Raw genomic sequence first — 15,969 nt, 5'->3', positions numbered from 1 at the left:
GATTATGCTGAGGATCGTCATCCTATAGATGACAATATTTTAATACACATCGCATCTTTTTGTCATATTCATCCGCCTGGGACGCTACTAGAATGAAGGTAGATGCAAGATAGGCGAAGGAGGATGTCATAATGGCAAGATCAATCCAAATGAACGAGTTAACTTTAGGCGTATGTTATTATCCGGAGCATTGGCCGGAGGGGTTGTGGGAAGACGACTTCCGGCGCATGAGGGAGGTGAACATTTCCGTCATCCGGATGGCGGAGTTCTCTTGGGCTATGCTGGAGCCGGAGGAAGGCGTGTTTGATTTCAGCTTTTTCACAAGAGTTATGGACCTCGCGCAAGGTTACGGTTTGAAGGTTATTCTCGGAACGCCAACGGCAACGCCGCCCGCGTGGCTGACGCATAAATACCCGGAAGTGTTAAACGCGACGAAAGAAGGCGTGCCGATCAAGCACGGCATGCGGCGCCATTACAATTATTCGAGCACGAAATACCGCGAGTTATGCGAGCGTATCGTGCGCAATATGGTGAACGCTTACAAGGATCATCCCGCCGTAATTGGTTGGCAGATCGACAATGAATTTAATTGCGAGAAAAACGTGTTTTACGCCGAAGCCGACCATGCCGCGTTCCGCGCGTGGCTGAAGGAGAAGTATGGAACGCTGGACCATTTGAATAAAGCGTGGGGGACGGTATTCTGGAGTCAGACTTACTCGGACTGGGAGCAGTTGCATCTGTCGCAGACCGAATCGCCGAACCCGCATCTGGCACTCGACGAGAAACGGTTTATTTCCGACAATGTGATCTCGTTTGCCAAGCTGCAGGCCGATATTATTCGCGAGCTGGATCCGCAGCATTGGGTGACGACAAACGGACTGTTTGGCCATCTGAACAATCATGAAATGACGGATGAGCTGCTCGACTTTTTCTCGTATGATTCCTACCCGCAGTTCAGCACCATCTTCTACAATGATGACGAGATCAAGCCGCTCCGCGATCGTCAATCGAGCATTAACCTTACCAATGTCAGATCGATATCGCCTAACTTTTGCGTGATGGAGCAGCAGTCCGGTCCCGGAGGATGGGTCGACCGAATTGAGATGGGAACGCCTAGACCGGGTCAAATCCGTTTATGGTCCTATCAATCCGTCCTGCACGGGACCGATTTGCTCGTCTATTTCCGCTGGCGTACGGCGACGTTTGGCACCGAAATTTATTGGCATGGCATCAACGACTACCACAATCAGCCGAACCGGAGAGTCCGGGAAGTGGCGCAGGTTGGCGGCGAATTCGCGAAGATTGGTGCTCTAATCGCTGGCACGGCTTATAAGGCGGAGGTCGCTTTTATCCAAGATTACAACAATATATGGGATGGGGAGATGGACGTCTGGCATGGTCCGTTGCAGTGGCAAAGCATGCGCTCCTGGTTCAAGCAGCTGCAATACCGGCATATCCCCGCGGATACGATATTCTTGCAACCCCAGACAAGTCTCGAAGACCTGGCCAAATACAAAGTAGTCGTATATCCGCATCCGGCCATTATGACCGATGAGACAGCCGCGCTTCTGGCGCAGTATGTCGAGCAGGGCGGCAAGCTGTTCTTTGGTGCCCGCACGGGGTACAAGGATTTGAACGGACAATGCTATATGCGGCCATTCCCAGGTCCGGTAGCCGAATTATGCGGCATTACGGTCGAAGATTTCACCCTTGTAAAAGGCAGAATCAAGGCAGCGGAGCTTCATTGGGAAGGCCGATTGTCCGAGGGGACCAAGACGGTTGGGTTCAACGAGGTGCTGAGCGTTCAGAATCCGGAAGCTGAAGTTGTAGCCCGGTATTCCTCCGAGTATTACGAAGGGGAACCCGCATTAACCCGCCGCGGATATGGCCAAGGTCAAGTCTGGTACTACGGAGCCGCTTATAGCGAACCGGTAGTAGATGCCATTCTCGATGAGCTGCATCTCATATCTCCGCTGGCCGACCGGATTCATGCTCCGGAAGAAGTCGAGATCGGAATACGGGCTTCCGATGAAGCCGCATATGCGTTTCTGCTGAACTATTCGGATCAGGCGGTAACGATTCAAGTGAAGCAGGCAACGAAAGACCTGCTGACCGGCGATACGTTGCACAATGAAGCGGTAATGCCGGCATACGGCGTGTTGATCTTGGAGCTATAAATAGCTATTGGCCCCCGCGGGGTGATTCCGCGGGGGCTTTTGTTATGCAAACAAAAAGCCTGCGGCAACGGGCCGCAGGCTATCAAGAGAATATATTAAAGGGGGGTCTTGTCCCTTATTATAGAAGCCATTAATGAAAGGAACCTGAGCGGAATATTACAGGAAGGTTACAATTGGCTTTAAATTGAAGTTTCAGGTTCTTTTAATGTTTCCGTGATATTTTGGAAATTGAACTTATAGAACTTGAAAGTGGGATGAGTAGCTTATGCTCAGAACGACTTACAAATCGAGAGCTGTCTTATTCTTAGCGTTCATCTCGCTGATTATTGTTGGCTTTACCCCTCATATCCTTCGAATGCACTTGTTTCGTCCTTCTGCTACTGTCCGATCCGTCACGGCTGGAGAGAAATCTCGGGTGACTCGGCACGGCAATACTGATTATTCCGTTTATTACCATGACAAAGTAGCTGTCTTAATGTTCCACGATATTGATCCGGTGTCCAAAGGAGGGGATATTATTACTCCTCGGAAATTCTCGCAAGAACTGGACGACCTGCTGGAGCAAGGCATGCATTTCATCTCGCTGGAGCAATTTCGTCAATATATGGCGGGGGGCAGCGTGCCGGATAATGCCGCTTTAGTAACGTTTGACGACGGCTACGAAAGCTTTTACAAATATGCATACCCAATTATGAAACAGCGTTCAGTCGGCGGCGTTTGTTTCGTCATTACGGGCGATTTCAGCAAAAATGCGCATGTGTATATCCCGCATATGACTGCTAAAGAAATCACCGATATGGTGGCAGCGGATCCCGACATTGAGGTGCAGGTGCATACCGATTCGCTTCACTATAAGACTGACCTGAGTCACGACGGCTTGACAGCCTACCTGATGCATAATGGCGTTAAAGAAACGAAGGCCCAGTATTTGAAACGAATCAATGACGATACAAAGATAAGCATCGCCAAGTTAAAAACGCTTAATAGCCGTCCGATCGATACGTTCGCTTATCCTTACGGTCTATATACACCTACCGCTATTAAAGTTTTAAGAAACAACGGCATCCGTTACGCGTTTACGGTCCAAACGGGGCTCGCAACACGGCAGACGGACCCCATGTTGCTGCCTCGCATTAACGGTGGTTCGCCTAGCTTGACATCGGCATCGGTATTCAATTCCATTATGAAAAGCCTGCAGCCGATTCAGCCCAATCATCTGAAGCCAAAGCCGAATCACATTCACGATACTTCGCATGTCTCGGCAGCATGATAATCGGGCATGCGGATCGATAGGCTCCCCCAATAGCAGACAGGTCAAATAATCAAACCTGCTGTTAGGAGGGGAGTTTTTTTTTCATGGCGCAAACGATTTGTAATTGGGTACAATATTGTAGGAGTTTGTTTGGTAAGCAAGAAATCATACATATAGAGGAGAGAAGCCTTTGAATCACTTATTTACTCCATTTGAGATAAAAAGCTTGTCTTTGAAAAATCGCGTCGTCATGCCTCCGATGTGCCAATATTCCGTTTCGGCCAAGGACGGGATTCCGAATGACTGGCATTATACGCATTACGTCAGCCGCGCGGTTGGCGGATCCGGATTGATTATTATAGAGATGACCGACGTTGAGCCGGACGGCCGGATTACGGATTACGATCTTGGCATATGGTCGGATGATCATATTCCGGCGTTTGCGCGCATCATTGATGCTTGTCATCAGCATGGCGCTAAAGTGGGCATTCAAATCGCCCATGCCGGCCGTAAAGCAGAAGATGCGGAAGTTCCGGTCGCGCCGTCGGCTATTCCTTTTGACGAGAAGTCCAAAACGCCACGCGCTTTGACCACGGAAGAAGTCGAGCAAATGGTAGAGAAATACCGATTAGCGGTGCGACGAGCGGTCCAAGCCGGCGTAGATACGATTGAGCTTCATGGCGCGCACGGTTATCTAATTCACCAATTTGTGTCGCCGCTGACGAACAAGAGAACGGATAAATACGGGCAGGACATGGCGCTGTTTGGCAAGGAAGCGATCCAAGCGGCAAAGAGCGAAATGCCATCCGACATGCCTTTAATTATGCGGATTTCCGCGCGCGAATATGTAGAAGGCGGTTATGGCATTAACGAAAGTATCGCCTTTGCGAAGGAATTCCAAGCCGCTGGCGTGGATATGTTCCACATCAGCGCAGGCGGGGAAGGCCCAATTGCCGCAGCGGGCAGACCGGGAACGCATGCCGCATATCAAGTTCCGCTCGCGAGAGCTATCCGCGAAGCGCTTAACGTACCGGTGATCGCCGTTGGCCGACTCGACGAGCCGTCTCTCGCCAACTCCGTCATCGGCAACGAAGACGCCGACCTTGTGGCGGTAGGCAGAGGCATGCTCCGCAATCCTTACTGGGCTCTCGAAGCAGCAACCGTTCTCCACAAAAAAGTCGATCTCCCAAGACAATACGAACGCGGCTTCCCGCAAGTATAATCCCGGTTTACCTCTCTAAAAATCAAGCGGTGCAGATTTCTCTGCACCGCTTTTTTGTGTTTTCCCCTGTTTCCGTTGTAGCTGTTGCTATTGCTGTTGCTATTGTTGTTGCTGTTGCTGTTGCTATTGCTGTTGCTATTGTTGTTGCTGTTGCTGTTGCTGTTGCTGTTGCTATTACTGTTGCTGTTGCTGTTGTTGTTGTTCTTTCCCCTTCAAATAAGTTCTGCTATATCCAATAGCAGAACGAAAGCGGCCTCCCCCCAAGTTCGTTTGAATTTAACCTTTAGGTTAATCTCAAACGGAGCATTTGATGATTCTGTAGAAGCGAAGCGTTCGCTTTTGCTCGGGGATTCCTTCCTTATTCACCGTTCAGGGGAATCCCCGAGCAATGGCGATCGGAAGAACATCAAATGCGCAGTTTGCTAATTAACCTAGTATCTTCTATAAAATTCAACCAGAAATCAAAGGATCAACTTCTACGAAACGACCGCTCTCTCTTCTACAATACAGATATAACATTACAGAAAAGCAGGTGAGGGAAGTTGAATAGAAACAGCCGCTGGAAGCTGGCGCGCAGCAATTGGGACATGTACCTGCTGCTCGTTCCGGGATTAATCTTCTTACTATTGTTCAAATATACGCCGATGTACGGGGTTGTTATCGCCTTTCAGGATTTCAATATTTTCAGCGGCATCGGAGGCAGCGAGTGGGTTGGACTTGAGCAGTTCCAAAAGCTTGTCCACTCGGATGATTTCTCCCGGGTACTGACGAATACGCTGCTCATCAGCATGTACAAAATCGTCATCCTGTTCCCGATTCCGATCGTTGTCGCTTTGTTCCTGAACGAAGTTCGCAAAATGTTCTTCAAGCGCACGATTCAAACGATCATCTACCTGCCGCATTTCCTGTCGTGGGTGATCATCTCCGGTTTGTTCGTTACCTTGCTTTCTCCGACGGACGGTCTGGTGAATCAGATTATCAAAGTTTTTGGCGGGGACCCGGTCTCTTTCCTTCAAGATAATTCGTTCTTCCGCAGCGTGGTCGTCTTTACGGCAGGCTGGAAGGAAATCGGCTGGAACGCCATCGTCTTTATCGCCGCGATTGCCGGTATCGATCAAGAGCAATACGAAGCAGCTTCAATCGATGGGGCAGGACGTATACGCAAAATGATTTCGATCACGCTTCCGGGCATCATGCCTACCATTGTTCTCATGTTTATCCTTCGGATCGGCAGCTTGCTTGAAGCCGGCACGGAACAGATTCTGACCATGTACAATCCGATTGTGTACGATACCGGGGATGTCATCGGCACCTTCGTATACCGGATGGGCCTTGGCCAGCAGGACTACAGCTTCAGCACCGCGGTTGGCCTGTTCAACTCCGTCGTTGGTTTCATTCTTGTCATCAGCGGCAACATGCTCAGCAAGAAATTTCTCAAGAGAAGCATCTGGTAAGGGGGGACAGCCATGCATAGCAAAAAAATAAACGATTATGTACTTGATGCCTTCATCTATGTCGTCTTGATTGCGATGGGCGTGTCCACGCTTGTTCCTTTCATAACGGTATTATCGAAGTCGGTCAGCGAAGAATGGGCCATCACGTCGGGCAAGGTCAACCTGCTTCCGATCGGCTTCCAATTGGATACGCTTAAATATGTAGTAACGAATAACCAATTTCTCCATGCGCTGCTTATTTCGGTTCTGGTAGCCTTAATTGGTACCTTGGCTTCGCTCATAGTCACCGCCATGACGGCGTATCCGCTGTCCAAACGCGAGCTGCCCGGCGTTGGCGTTATCATTGTGCTGTTTGTCTTCACCATGATGTTTAACGGCGGCATTATCCCGAGCTATCTGCTGATCCGTCAGCTAGATCTGATTGATAACCTTGCTTCTCTTATCCTTCCGGGATTAATCAGCGTATTTAATATGCTCGTCATCAAAAGCTATTTCGAAAGTCTTCCGCAAAGTCTCGAGGAGTCGGCCAAGATTGACGGCGCGCGCAACTATACGATTTTGTTCCGGATTATATTGCCGCTCAGCGGTCCCGTTCTTGCTACAATCGGATTGTTCTATGCCGTCTATTATTGGAATGACTACTTCAATCCGATGCTTTATATTAACAGCACGTCTCTTAAACCGTTGCAGCTGTATTTGCAGGATATTGTCATGAACGCGGATTCTTCGAGCTTCAAGATGAGCGCGGAAGACATGATGAATGTCCCTGCCGAAGGGGTAAGGGCGGCGACCGTTATTGCTTCTACGATTCCGATTCTGCTGGTATATCCGTTCCTGCAGAAGTATTTTATCAAAGGTGTGCTGATTGGTTCCGTTAAAGGATAAACCGCTAGGTCTAGGCTTCGCCTTCACTCTTGCGGTTAACCAAACAACGTTTAACGGCAAGGTTGATGATAAATAATATACTTTCAGGAGGGTCATGCAATGAAACAAATGACAAAAAAGCTTTCACTTGCAGCAACAACGGTTATTCTCGCAAGCTCTTTGGCGGCATGTTCGTCGAATAACAACGGCAATGGCAATGACACGGCAGCATCCAATGCGCCAGCGGCATCGAACAATACGTCTACGGAAACAAACGCCAATCTTCCAACGCTGAAACGTCTCGACGTCTTCCAAGGCGAAGATTATGCCGCGTACCCGGTAGCCAAGCTGCTGGAAGAGAAAACGGGCTACAAGATGCAATATGATATGCTCCCGCAAGATAATCCGGCTCAAAAGCTGAACCTGCTTATGGCTTCCGGGGAGCCATACGACATCGTAACCTCGTACATCGACATGGCGCTTTATTCCGATTATGCCAAGAAAGGCGCGCTTATTGATCTGACGCCGCTTATCGACCAATTTGGTCCCAACATCAAAAACGCCATTTCGCAGCAATCGATGGATGCGCTGAAGGTTGACGGCAAGCTGTACGGCATTCCAAATATCATTACTTATCCGGTAGGCTTTGGCATTCTTATTCGTACAGACTGGCTCGATAAGGTCGGCATGAAGATGCCAACAACAACCGCTGAATTTGAAGCGGTGCTGCAAGCATTCAAAGACAAGGATCCAGGCGCGGCGGGAGCGCAAAACGTTCCGTTCACGATCAAAGGCGACTTGCCAATGATCGACGATCTTGTAGGCGCTTTCGGCATGCCGAACCCTTGGAATGATGTAGACGGCAAGCTTGTTCCGCGCGTTCTCGACCCGGCCTTCCCGGATTATGTGAACTATGTTTCCGGGCTGTATGCAAAAGGCTTGATCGACAAAGAGTTTGTAGTTAACAAAGACGCAACGGCCAAAGAGAAATTCTCGAGCGGCAAAGCCGGCGCCATTGCGGTTCACTGGGCTGATATTCCGGGCATCGCGGATGCGCTTGCCAAAGCCGCGCCTGATGCGAAGTTTACTTATGTACCTGCACTGAAAGGTCCAAACGGCAAGTCCGGCTTTGGGGCGAACCAAGGTTTCGACCGCGTGAGCTTTATTCCGAAATCCGCCAAAAATCCGGAAGACGCTGTCAAATGGATTAACGCAACGCTTGAACCAACAACGTTCAAAGAGCTTGCGGTTGGCGTAGAAGGCACGCATTATACGGTAGACAACGGTTCGTACACGCCGATTCTTCCGATCTTCAACGACGAGCGCAACCTGGCGAACAACTACATGGTCGGAACGGACGAAGCGAACTACCCGCAATATTGGCAAGCGCGCGTTCGTAAGAATCCGATTATGTTCGAAGCCTTTGACACGCTTAACAACAAGACGGCCGATTCGGATAAAATCCTTAACAAGCTTAGCGTAGCTCCTTATCTGGAGAACTACTCGAAAAACAACATGAAGCTCGAAACGATGGCCGGCGATTATACGGTCAAATTGATTGCAGGCAGCGAGAAGCTGGACGGCCTTGGCGACTTCCAGAAGAAGTTTAATGCCGAAGGCGGAGAAGCAAGCGCCAAAGAAGTAAACGACTGGTACGCAACAGCCAAATAATAAATCAGGCAGGGAGGGCTTCCTAACAAGAGCCCTCTGCTGCGTTCCTTTGGAGAGGGGAAATGGATGATGACTGCTTATTCTTTTTCGCGAGAGGTAGAGACTTACAAGCATGCCGACGTTGTTATTATTGGCGGGGGACCGGCAGGCACGGCGGCTGCGATTAGCGCATCGCGTTCCGGTAAGAAGGTTGTATTGCTCGAAAAAACCGCGCAGCTTGGCGGCATGGGCACCATAGCCAACGTCAGCGTATTTATGCCGATTGGCAACGTAACGGGCATTTACCGCGAGCTGATTGCAGAGATGCTTGCGGAATCGCTCCCAGCCGGCCATGACGAATCGATTGCGCCGCAATATTCGCCTTTTATGCTGCGTTATTATCTCAACGAGAAGATGAAGAAAGAGAACGTGGATGTCTACTTCCATACCGAGTTTGTAGGCACGATCCAAGAAGGTAGCAAGATCAAGGCGGTTATCGTATCGACCCGCGAAGGGCTGAAAGCGTTCGAAGGCGAGATCTTTATCGATTGCACGGGGGATGCCCGCGTGGCGATTGATGCGGGCGTTCCGTATACGACTGGCCGGGACAGCGACGGGCTGACGCAGCCGATGACTCTTATGTTTACGATGCAGAACACCGGCAAGCCGGTAACCCCGCTGCTGCCTGAAGGCTGCTATGAGTACAAAGAAGTGTCCGATCTGCCGCAAGGCAGAAGATTGTATTGGGAGCATAACAACGACGGCTCTCTGCTCGTCAACATGTCCCGCGTCAAGGCAAACGGCGCGAAGATCGAAGACGTCAATTATGCGGAGACGGAAGCGCTTCGGCAAGTATTTTCGATTGCGTATTACCTTCAGAAGACCGGCTTTGAGAACTATGCCCTTACCCATATCGCGCCGCAGACCGGAACTCGCGAGACGAACCAGATCGTTGGCCTCTATACGCTGAACGAACAGGATTTGACTAGCGGAGCGAGATTCCCGGACGTTGTGGCGCAGACGAATTACGAGATCGATATCCATAGCCCCGACGCGCAGAAAACAACCGACGAACGCAGAATCGACGGCTACGATATCCCTTACCGCTGTATGGTGCCGGAGGCGATTGACAATCTGCTCATAGCAGGCCGATCCATTTCCGCGACGCATGTCGCCATGTCTTCGATGCGCGTGCAGGCAACCTGTTACGCCCTTGGTCAAGCTGCTGGCATTGCGGCGTCCTTATCCATTGACCATTCTTCCAACTTGCAAAATATATCCATAGACAAACTGCATCAATTATTGGAAGATCAAGGTGTAAAGTTTAAGAAGTAATCTTAAAACCATTAAATGAGGAGGACAAATCCATGTACAAGCTGCTTGTGGTTGATGACGAGATTACCGTCAGAACAGGCCTGCAATCCTACTTCAACTGGTCCTCCTTCGGTATTGAGATTATGGGGGAAGCCGATGACGGGGATGTGGCCTTCGAGATGATTCAGCAGGAGACCCCCGACCTGGTCCTGACCGATGTCCGCATGCCGAATATGGACGGAATAACGTTGGCCCGCCTGATCAATGAGCGTTATCCGCAGGTGAAGATTATTTTTGTCAGCGGTTACGATGACGCCGATTATTTGAAATCCGCGATGAAGCTAAGCGCGGTTGATTATATTTTCAAGCCCGTTAACCTGGAAGAGTTAAGTTCGGTATTAAGACATGTCGTAAGCAATCTAGATGAACAACGCGCCGAGCAGCGGAGGAAGGAAGAACTGCAGGTTAGGCTGAAGGAAGGCATGCCCGTGCTTCGGGAAAAGTTCCTGTTATCGCTGATGGGCAGCAACATTCAGAATCGGGACATTCGGGAGAGAGTGGAGTTCCTAGAGCTTTGCTTGCCGGAGGAAGCTTCTTATTGGGTCATCGTCATCTCGGTCGACGATCTGCCGGGTGTCATGAGTGTCCGCAGTGAGCGGGACCGGCAATTGTTATGGTATTCGATCCATAATATTTGCCAGGAATTGATCGACAGCCATATGGGCGGTTATGTGTTTGAGCATCAGACAGGGGAGTTCGCCGGGATTTTGCGTAAAAGCGACGAAGGCGAGGAAGCCGGAGATGCAGCCGAGGTGTTGCTGGAGCTTGCGGGCCAAATCCGCGATAATCTTGAGCGCTGGCTGAAGATCAGCGTAACGATTGGAATCAGCGACCGCGTAACGGGTCTGAGCAATTTGAGCAGCTGTTACAGGCAAGCCCGCGAAGCGGTCAATCATAAATGGTATTTAGGCAAAAACCGCGTTATCACGATGAACAGCCTGGAAACGCCGGAACAAGAGAATGGAAGCGCAAGCCGGCATGAGTTCGCGTATGACGAGGAGCTGATCTCCGCGCTTAAAGCGGCGAATGCGGAGAAGCTGAAGGAAGTGCTTGATACGATCTTTGCGGATTTGAACCGTAACCGTCCCGATGGCCTGAAGTACGGCCGCAACGTCTGCATGCAAATATTTCTCGCCGCCGGCCAGCTGCTGCTGGAATTGAATATGCAGTCCGAGGAGCTGGAGTCCGCCGAATCTGCCGTATGGGAATCGCTGCTGGACCGCGAGACGCTAGGCGAAATGCGCGATATTCTTGAAGCTTACCTGCTTGCCGCCTGCGAGCGGATCGGAGAGAAACGCACGGGGAAGGTAGCCAATCTAGTGGAGCGCGTACGGGCGATTATCGACCGCGATTATGCGGACGGAAGCTTAACCGTTACGGATATCGGGAGGGAAGTATTCCTCACTCCAACCTATGTCAGTTTGTTGTTCAAGCAAGAGACCGGTCAGACGGTTGGCGAATATATGACTCAGGTACGGATGGAGCGGGCAAAGGAAATGCTGCGCGATCCGCAATACAAATTTTACGATATCTGTTATGCGATCGGTTATACGGACCCGAGTTATTTTACGAAACTGTTCAAGAAGACGACCGGCGTAACGCCGAGCGGTTACAGGGAGAAATATGTTTAAGTTCGGAGGGGCGGCGCACCCGGCAAAGCGCCCATATAGGGAAGAAGGTGGCGGATGGTTCCGTCGCCTTCTTCGCCGTATAGCTATCCCTCGCCAATGGCTGATCGCTTATGTCGTCCTTATTGTTATTCCGGCAGCCGTGATCTTGTACGGTTATTATGAACGCTCTTCTACCATTCTGAAAAATGAAGTTATGAGAACGATGCAGCTGACGCTTGAACAGGCCGGCAGCAATTTGTCCTACCGGCTTGAGCATATCGAGGAGATCAGCGATGCCGCCTTCATGAACAATAAGCTGCACGAATACTTATCCGTCAGCGACACGGATCAACTGATCGCTACCCAGCTGGAAGTCATCGAAGATTTACGGAATTTAGTGGAGTCGGTACAATCCAACTCCGACGTCTTCCGGGTGCGGCTGTTCGTCGACAAGTCGAAGATCTACGCGGGGGAGAAGGTGAATTTTTTCTCCTTGGACAGTTTGATGAACGATCCTTGGTATAACGATATTATCGCGGGGAACGGGGGCATTGTCTGGAGCGGCATATACGAGCAGTCGTATTTGGAGGCAGGGAATGTCGATGTATTGTCGGCGGCCCGGATGCTGCGCGATCCCAACCATTATGATCAAATCTCGGGCGTAATGATGATAGACGTGAAGGAGAAAATGGTCTCCGACCTGCTATCCACTCTGGAATTTTCTTCGGGTACCCAAGTTTACCTGGTCGATTCGGAAGGAACCATTATTGACCATCCTGACCGGGCACGAGTAGGAACCCGGATTGACGAAGAAATGGTCAAACGGCTGAATGCAAGCAAGGATAGCGGCGGACATGCCTTCCGTCTAAGCAATAATTCGGACGAGGTTATGTTCACCACGGTGTCGCCAACGAATTGGAAGCTGGTCGCGCAAAGCAACGGAGGCCAACTGTCTCCTCAGGCGGTGAAGATGACGCAGCGCTCGAGCATTACTTCCCTGCTCGAATATTTCGCGTTGTTTACGCTGCTGCCGTTTGTTCTGCTGGCTATTATCGTAAGAGGAATGAGCCAACGGGTAAGGAAAGTGATTAACGTTATCCGCAGAGAAGGCACGGCGGACAGCTTGGACGAATTGACCGTTCTATCGAACAGCGACTTCCTTGCTTTGGAGAGAAGCGTGGACCATCTGATCTTGCGCGTGCGCACGCTTGTTGAAGAGAAATATCTGGCTGAGATTCATGAGCGGGAAGCCCAGCTTCAGGCGCTTCAGGCGCAGATCAATCCTCATTTCCTGTACAACACGCTGGATATGATCAACTGGAATGCCATCGGCAAAGGCGCAAAGGATATTAGCCAAATGATCGACAGTCTGGCGAAATACTTCCGTCTAAGTCTGAATAAGGGAAAAAGCATTGTCAGCGTAGAAGACGAGGTCAAGCTTGCGGAAGTGTACCTGAACATCCAGCAGAACCGGTTCCCGAACACCTTCGACTTCCGAATTGAGGTGGAACCGCCTATTGCAAACTGTCAGATTCCGAAGTTGATATTGCAACCGATCGTCGAGAATGCCCTGCTCCATGGTATTCGCAAAATGAGAAATAAACGCGGCCTCATCACCATCCTTGTGATGGAGGAAGACGGTGATCTGATCATCGCGATATCCGATAACGGTATCGGGATGGAGGAGGAGCGTGCCCGTCAGCTGTTACGGGCGGCGCCATTGCCCGAAGAGAAAACCGACAGCAGCGGCAGCTCGTACGGTTTGTTTAACGTAAACGAGCGGATTAAGCTGTATGCGGGCGATATGTACGGTTTGGCTATTGACTCGCAGCCCGGAATGGGCACGACGGTAACGATCCGTCTACGCTCCGAGTATCCGCCGGACTTGTCCCAATAGAAAAGGAGACCTTGCTGATCCGTTCACGGAACGGCAAGGTCTCCTTTATTTCGGTTATTCGAAGGCGTACTCTCTCTCTACCATGCATACTTTTACTTTGTAATCGCGATACCACGCTTGCCGGCCTTTTTCCTGGGCTGCCTTGTGCGCCTGATTCTGTTTCCAGTTGTGAATCGCCTCTAGACTCTCCCAATAAGAGATCGTTATGCCAGCTCCCTCGGCATTCCGAACGCCTTCTACCCCTAAGAAACCGGGCTGCTCCGAAGCCAGCTTCTCCATCGCCTCGGACATCCGGTCATATCCGTTATCCCCATCCGTTCGCTGGCTTGAGAATATGACGGCATAATACGGCTCATTTGGTTTGGATGTCATCTTGATCCTACTCCCGTTCTTTAGTGGCTGTTGTATAAGTTAACTATACTACCGGCATTTAAATAAATAAAATGAATGATTATAATGTAAAGCATGAAGAACTCTAATGTAACGGGAGATTAAATCGATGAGTTTGGACAAGTATCGGATATTCAGCACAGTCGTTGAGGTTGGAGGTCTGACCAAAGCCGGAGACTTGCTTAATCTGACGCAATCGGCGGTTAGTCATGCGATCGCAAGTTTGGAGCATGAGCTTGGCCTAAGTCTTCTTATAAGAAACAGGTCAGGCGTTCGTCTCACTAATAGCGGAGAACGATTGATTCCTCATATAAGAGAAATGCTTCAGGTGAATGAAACCTTAAACCAAGAGATTGCGGCGATAAAAGGCATTGAGATCGGAACCGTTAAGATTGGTACTTTTTCTAGCGTGTCGATTCAATGGCTGCCGCAAATGATGAAGAAATTTCAGAGTCAATATCCACATATTGAATTGAAACTGCTCGATGGCAACTACCATGAGATCGAAGCGTGGATCGCCAGTGGTGCAGCTGATTTCGGGTTTGTAAATTTGCCAACGGTTGACGGATTTGATGTAATTCCGCTGCATCAGGACAAGATGATGTGCGTGATGAGCACGGAAAATCCCCTCAGCGGTTATGCGACGATCCGATTAGAACAGGTCCTCGCCGAACCTTTTATTATGCCGGTTGCAGGCTGTGACACGGACGTGCAGCGTATATTTGCGCAGAACAAACTGAAACCAAACATCAAATACGAGCTGGAAGACGATCATGCCATCCTGGCTATGGTACGCAGCAATTTGGGAATTAGTATTTTGCCGGAAATGATCTTGTCGCAGCTTCCCGATCATCTCGTATTTCGTCCATTGGAAGGTGACTATTACCGCTCAATCGGCCTTGCGGCCCCCTCGCTCAGAAATGTCTCCCCGGCGGCGAAGAAAATGATTCAATTCATTGAAAGTTGGATTCGTCGCCAAGATTCAATCTGAAATGGAACTTTTTAGGGGTTCATGCGTTAAATCGTTAGGCAGTAAAAAAGGAGTGGTCATCTGAGATATTTCATTTCAATTGTATTCGTTGCACTATTTGTCGCGCTTGTGTTTGTGTTTGATCCCATAAAGGGCATTGATACGGACAAACCCGCTTTTATTTATGGCGATACCCTTAATGAACAAACGAGCCTCCAGCTTAAAGGGGACTACGATAAGAAAAACCATGGCTTCTCAGGTTGGTTAATGATCGGGGACCATATCAAGCTTGAGCATGTTCTTATTACGAGCGGATTTTCTCTAATTTCCTATGTAGGCAAAGAAAGAACTGAAGTAGGCCAAGTTTTTTTCGATTATAAAACCGCAAGAATATCTTTCGAAGTAACCGATCCCGAGCTGTATAAACGCATAACCTCGAAAAGTTATGACGGCGTATCGAAGCTTATCATCAGTTCTCCTGCCAGCAACGCGGAAGAAGCGAAGAGGGTTAAGGACGAGCTTGTACGGATAGACAGCGAGGAATTATTATCACATTGAATGGAGAGGTGTGTAGTTATGAATGCTGCTGACATAGTAGAACAATTTTTTAAGCGGGTGCGTTCTGGAATAGAGCCGGATGCGGCACATGAATATATGGCGGCTCGTGTCGCTGCGCATCAGGTGACAGCGGAGAATGAAACGACCGTCGAGCGTTCGCCGGATAATTATGCGGAGCATGTCCGGGAAATGACCCGAGCTTATGGAGCATTCCTGCTCCAGATCGAAGAGCTGCTCTCTTCCGAAGATCGTGTATATGTACGGTGGAAGCAGACGGGGACGCATGTAGGTGAAGTCGATGGGTTTGCTCCGACTGGTAAACCGGTTATCGAGATTGCCAGTGCGGTATATCGTATAGAAGACGGCAAAATCGTCGAATATTGGATTCAAATTGATCGTGAAGGCATTCGCAGGCAACTGGAAAACAACCAACGAAGCATGGATTAATGCCTCGCATACAAATTAGCGTTATTTGCTGACTAGTGCCGGGATAATACGGGAAGAGGCCGATGATCAACGATCATCGGTCTTTTTTTTGCGTGAATATGCAC

At 49.7% G+C, this 15,969-nt stretch carries 14 protein-coding genes; 13 read left to right on the top strand and 1 reads right to left on the bottom strand.

Features of this window, described 5'->3' with window-relative positions:
- The first annotated feature begins 131 nt into the window (after positions 1-131).
- The 10 genes from QQK89_RS02300 to QQK89_RS02255 all read left to right on the top strand — a co-directional run bounded on the left by QQK89_RS02300 (position 132) and on the right by QQK89_RS02255 (position 13,500).
- Positions 132-2,177, top strand: a complete 2,046-nt coding sequence (locus tag QQK89_RS02300) for a beta-galactosidase (RefSeq protein ID WP_284236797.1) — start codon at positions 132-134, stop codon at positions 2,175-2,177.
- Positions 2,178-2,442: 265 nt separating this feature from the next.
- Positions 2,443-3,447: a polysaccharide deacetylase family protein gene (locus QQK89_RS02295; RefSeq protein ID WP_284236795.1), complete on the top strand. Its 1,005-nt coding sequence runs from the start codon at positions 2,443-2,445 to the stop codon at positions 3,445-3,447.
- Positions 3,448-3,619: 172 nt separating this feature from the next.
- A complete protein-coding gene (locus tag QQK89_RS02290; protein ID WP_284236794.1) occupies positions 3,620-4,651 on the top strand; it encodes an NADH:flavin oxidoreductase/NADH oxidase in 1,032 nt (343 codons plus the stop codon).
- Positions 4,652-4,680: 29 nt separating this feature from the next.
- Positions 4,681-4,890 (top strand): hypothetical protein, encoded by a 210-nt coding sequence (locus QQK89_RS02285; RefSeq protein WP_284236793.1) that lies wholly within the window; start codon positions 4,681-4,683, stop codon positions 4,888-4,890.
- Between the two features lie 303 nt (positions 4,891-5,193).
- Positions 5,194-6,105, top strand: a complete 912-nt coding sequence (locus QQK89_RS02280; protein WP_284236792.1) for an ABC transporter permease — start codon at positions 5,194-5,196, stop codon at positions 6,103-6,105.
- Between the two features lie 12 nt (positions 6,106-6,117).
- Positions 6,118-6,990 carry a carbohydrate ABC transporter permease gene (locus QQK89_RS02275; protein ID WP_284236791.1) on the top strand — a complete coding sequence of 291 codons (873 nt, stop codon included), beginning with the start codon at positions 6,118-6,120 and terminating at the stop codon, positions 6,988-6,990.
- Positions 6,991-7,089: 99 nt separating this feature from the next.
- Positions 7,090-8,640, top strand: a complete 1,551-nt coding sequence (locus tag QQK89_RS02270; RefSeq protein WP_284236790.1) for an extracellular solute-binding protein — start codon at positions 7,090-7,092, stop codon at positions 8,638-8,640.
- A gap of 66 nt (positions 8,641-8,706) precedes the next feature.
- Positions 8,707-9,954, top strand: coding sequence for an FAD-dependent oxidoreductase (locus QQK89_RS02265; protein WP_284236789.1), 1,248 nt, complete (start codon positions 8,707-8,709; stop codon positions 9,952-9,954).
- Between the two features lie 32 nt (positions 9,955-9,986).
- Positions 9,987-11,624, top strand: coding sequence for a response regulator (locus QQK89_RS02260; protein ID WP_284236788.1), 1,638 nt, complete (start codon positions 9,987-9,989; stop codon positions 11,622-11,624).
- Positions 11,617-13,500 (top strand): cache domain-containing sensor histidine kinase, encoded by a 1,884-nt coding sequence (locus QQK89_RS02255; protein ID WP_284236787.1) that lies wholly within the window; start codon positions 11,617-11,619, stop codon positions 13,498-13,500. Before QQK89_RS02260 ends, QQK89_RS02255 begins: the two co-directional genes overlap by 8 nt.
- Before the next feature lie 54 nt (positions 13,501-13,554).
- On the opposite strand, the gene QQK89_RS02250 is transcribed toward QQK89_RS02255, so the two are convergent.
- The gene (locus QQK89_RS02250) at positions 13,555-13,872 is read right to left on the bottom strand and encodes an antibiotic biosynthesis monooxygenase family protein (RefSeq protein ID WP_284236786.1); all 318 of its coding nucleotides are present in this window, start codon (positions 13,870-13,872) and stop codon (positions 13,555-13,557) included.
- 127 nt (positions 13,873-13,999) lie between these two features.
- On the opposite strand from QQK89_RS02250, the gene QQK89_RS02245 reads away from it, so the two are divergent.
- From QQK89_RS02245 to QQK89_RS02235, 3 genes are all read left to right on the top strand, one after another.
- Positions 14,000-14,881 (top strand): LysR family transcriptional regulator, encoded by an 882-nt coding sequence (locus QQK89_RS02245; protein WP_284236785.1) that lies wholly within the window; start codon positions 14,000-14,002, stop codon positions 14,879-14,881.
- Positions 14,882-14,995: 114 nt separating this feature from the next.
- The gene (locus QQK89_RS02240; protein WP_284236784.1) at positions 14,996-15,418 is read left to right on the top strand and encodes a hypothetical protein; all 423 of its coding nucleotides are present in this window, start codon (positions 14,996-14,998) and stop codon (positions 15,416-15,418) included.
- Between the two features lie 18 nt (positions 15,419-15,436).
- Positions 15,437-15,865 (top strand): ester cyclase, encoded by a 429-nt coding sequence (locus QQK89_RS02235; RefSeq protein ID WP_284236783.1) that lies wholly within the window; start codon positions 15,437-15,439, stop codon positions 15,863-15,865.
- Positions 15,866-15,969 lie beyond the last annotated feature (104 nt).

The organism is Paenibacillus glycanilyticus (genome assembly GCF_030161375.1).
GTDB classification, from domain to species: domain Bacteria; phylum Bacillota; class Bacilli; order Paenibacillales; family Paenibacillaceae; genus Pristimantibacillus; species Pristimantibacillus glycanilyticus_B.
The sequence above is the reverse complement of the archived record's forward strand: the minus strand, read 5'-3'. Positions and strand labels throughout refer to the sequence as shown.

Coding starts and splice junctions, on each gene's coding strand:
- QQK89_RS02300 (WP_284236797.1), top strand. CDS start 132: ATGGCAAGATCAATCCAAATGAACGAGTTAACTTTAGGCGTATGTTAT.
- QQK89_RS02295 (WP_284236795.1), top strand. CDS start 2,443: ATGCTCAGAACGACTTACAAATCGAGAGCTGTCTTATTCTTAGCGTTC.
- QQK89_RS02275 (WP_284236791.1), top strand. CDS start 6,118: ATGCATAGCAAAAAAATAAACGATTATGTACTTGATGCCTTCATCTAT.
- QQK89_RS02270 (WP_284236790.1), top strand. CDS start 7,090: ATGAAACAAATGACAAAAAAGCTTTCACTTGCAGCAACAACGGTTATT.
- QQK89_RS02265 (WP_284236789.1), top strand. CDS start 8,707: ATGATGACTGCTTATTCTTTTTCGCGAGAGGTAGAGACTTACAAGCAT.
- QQK89_RS02260 (WP_284236788.1), top strand. CDS start 9,987: ATGTACAAGCTGCTTGTGGTTGATGACGAGATTACCGTCAGAACAGGC.
- QQK89_RS02255 (WP_284236787.1), top strand. CDS start 11,617: ATGTTTAAGTTCGGAGGGGCGGCGCACCCGGCAAAGCGCCCATATAGG.
- QQK89_RS02250 (WP_284236786.1), bottom strand. CDS start 13,872: ATGACATCCAAACCAAATGAGCCGTATTATGCCGTCATATTCTCAAGC.
- QQK89_RS02245 (WP_284236785.1), top strand. CDS start 14,000: ATGAGTTTGGACAAGTATCGGATATTCAGCACAGTCGTTGAGGTTGGA.
- QQK89_RS02235 (WP_284236783.1), top strand. CDS start 15,437: ATGAATGCTGCTGACATAGTAGAACAATTTTTTAAGCGGGTGCGTTCT.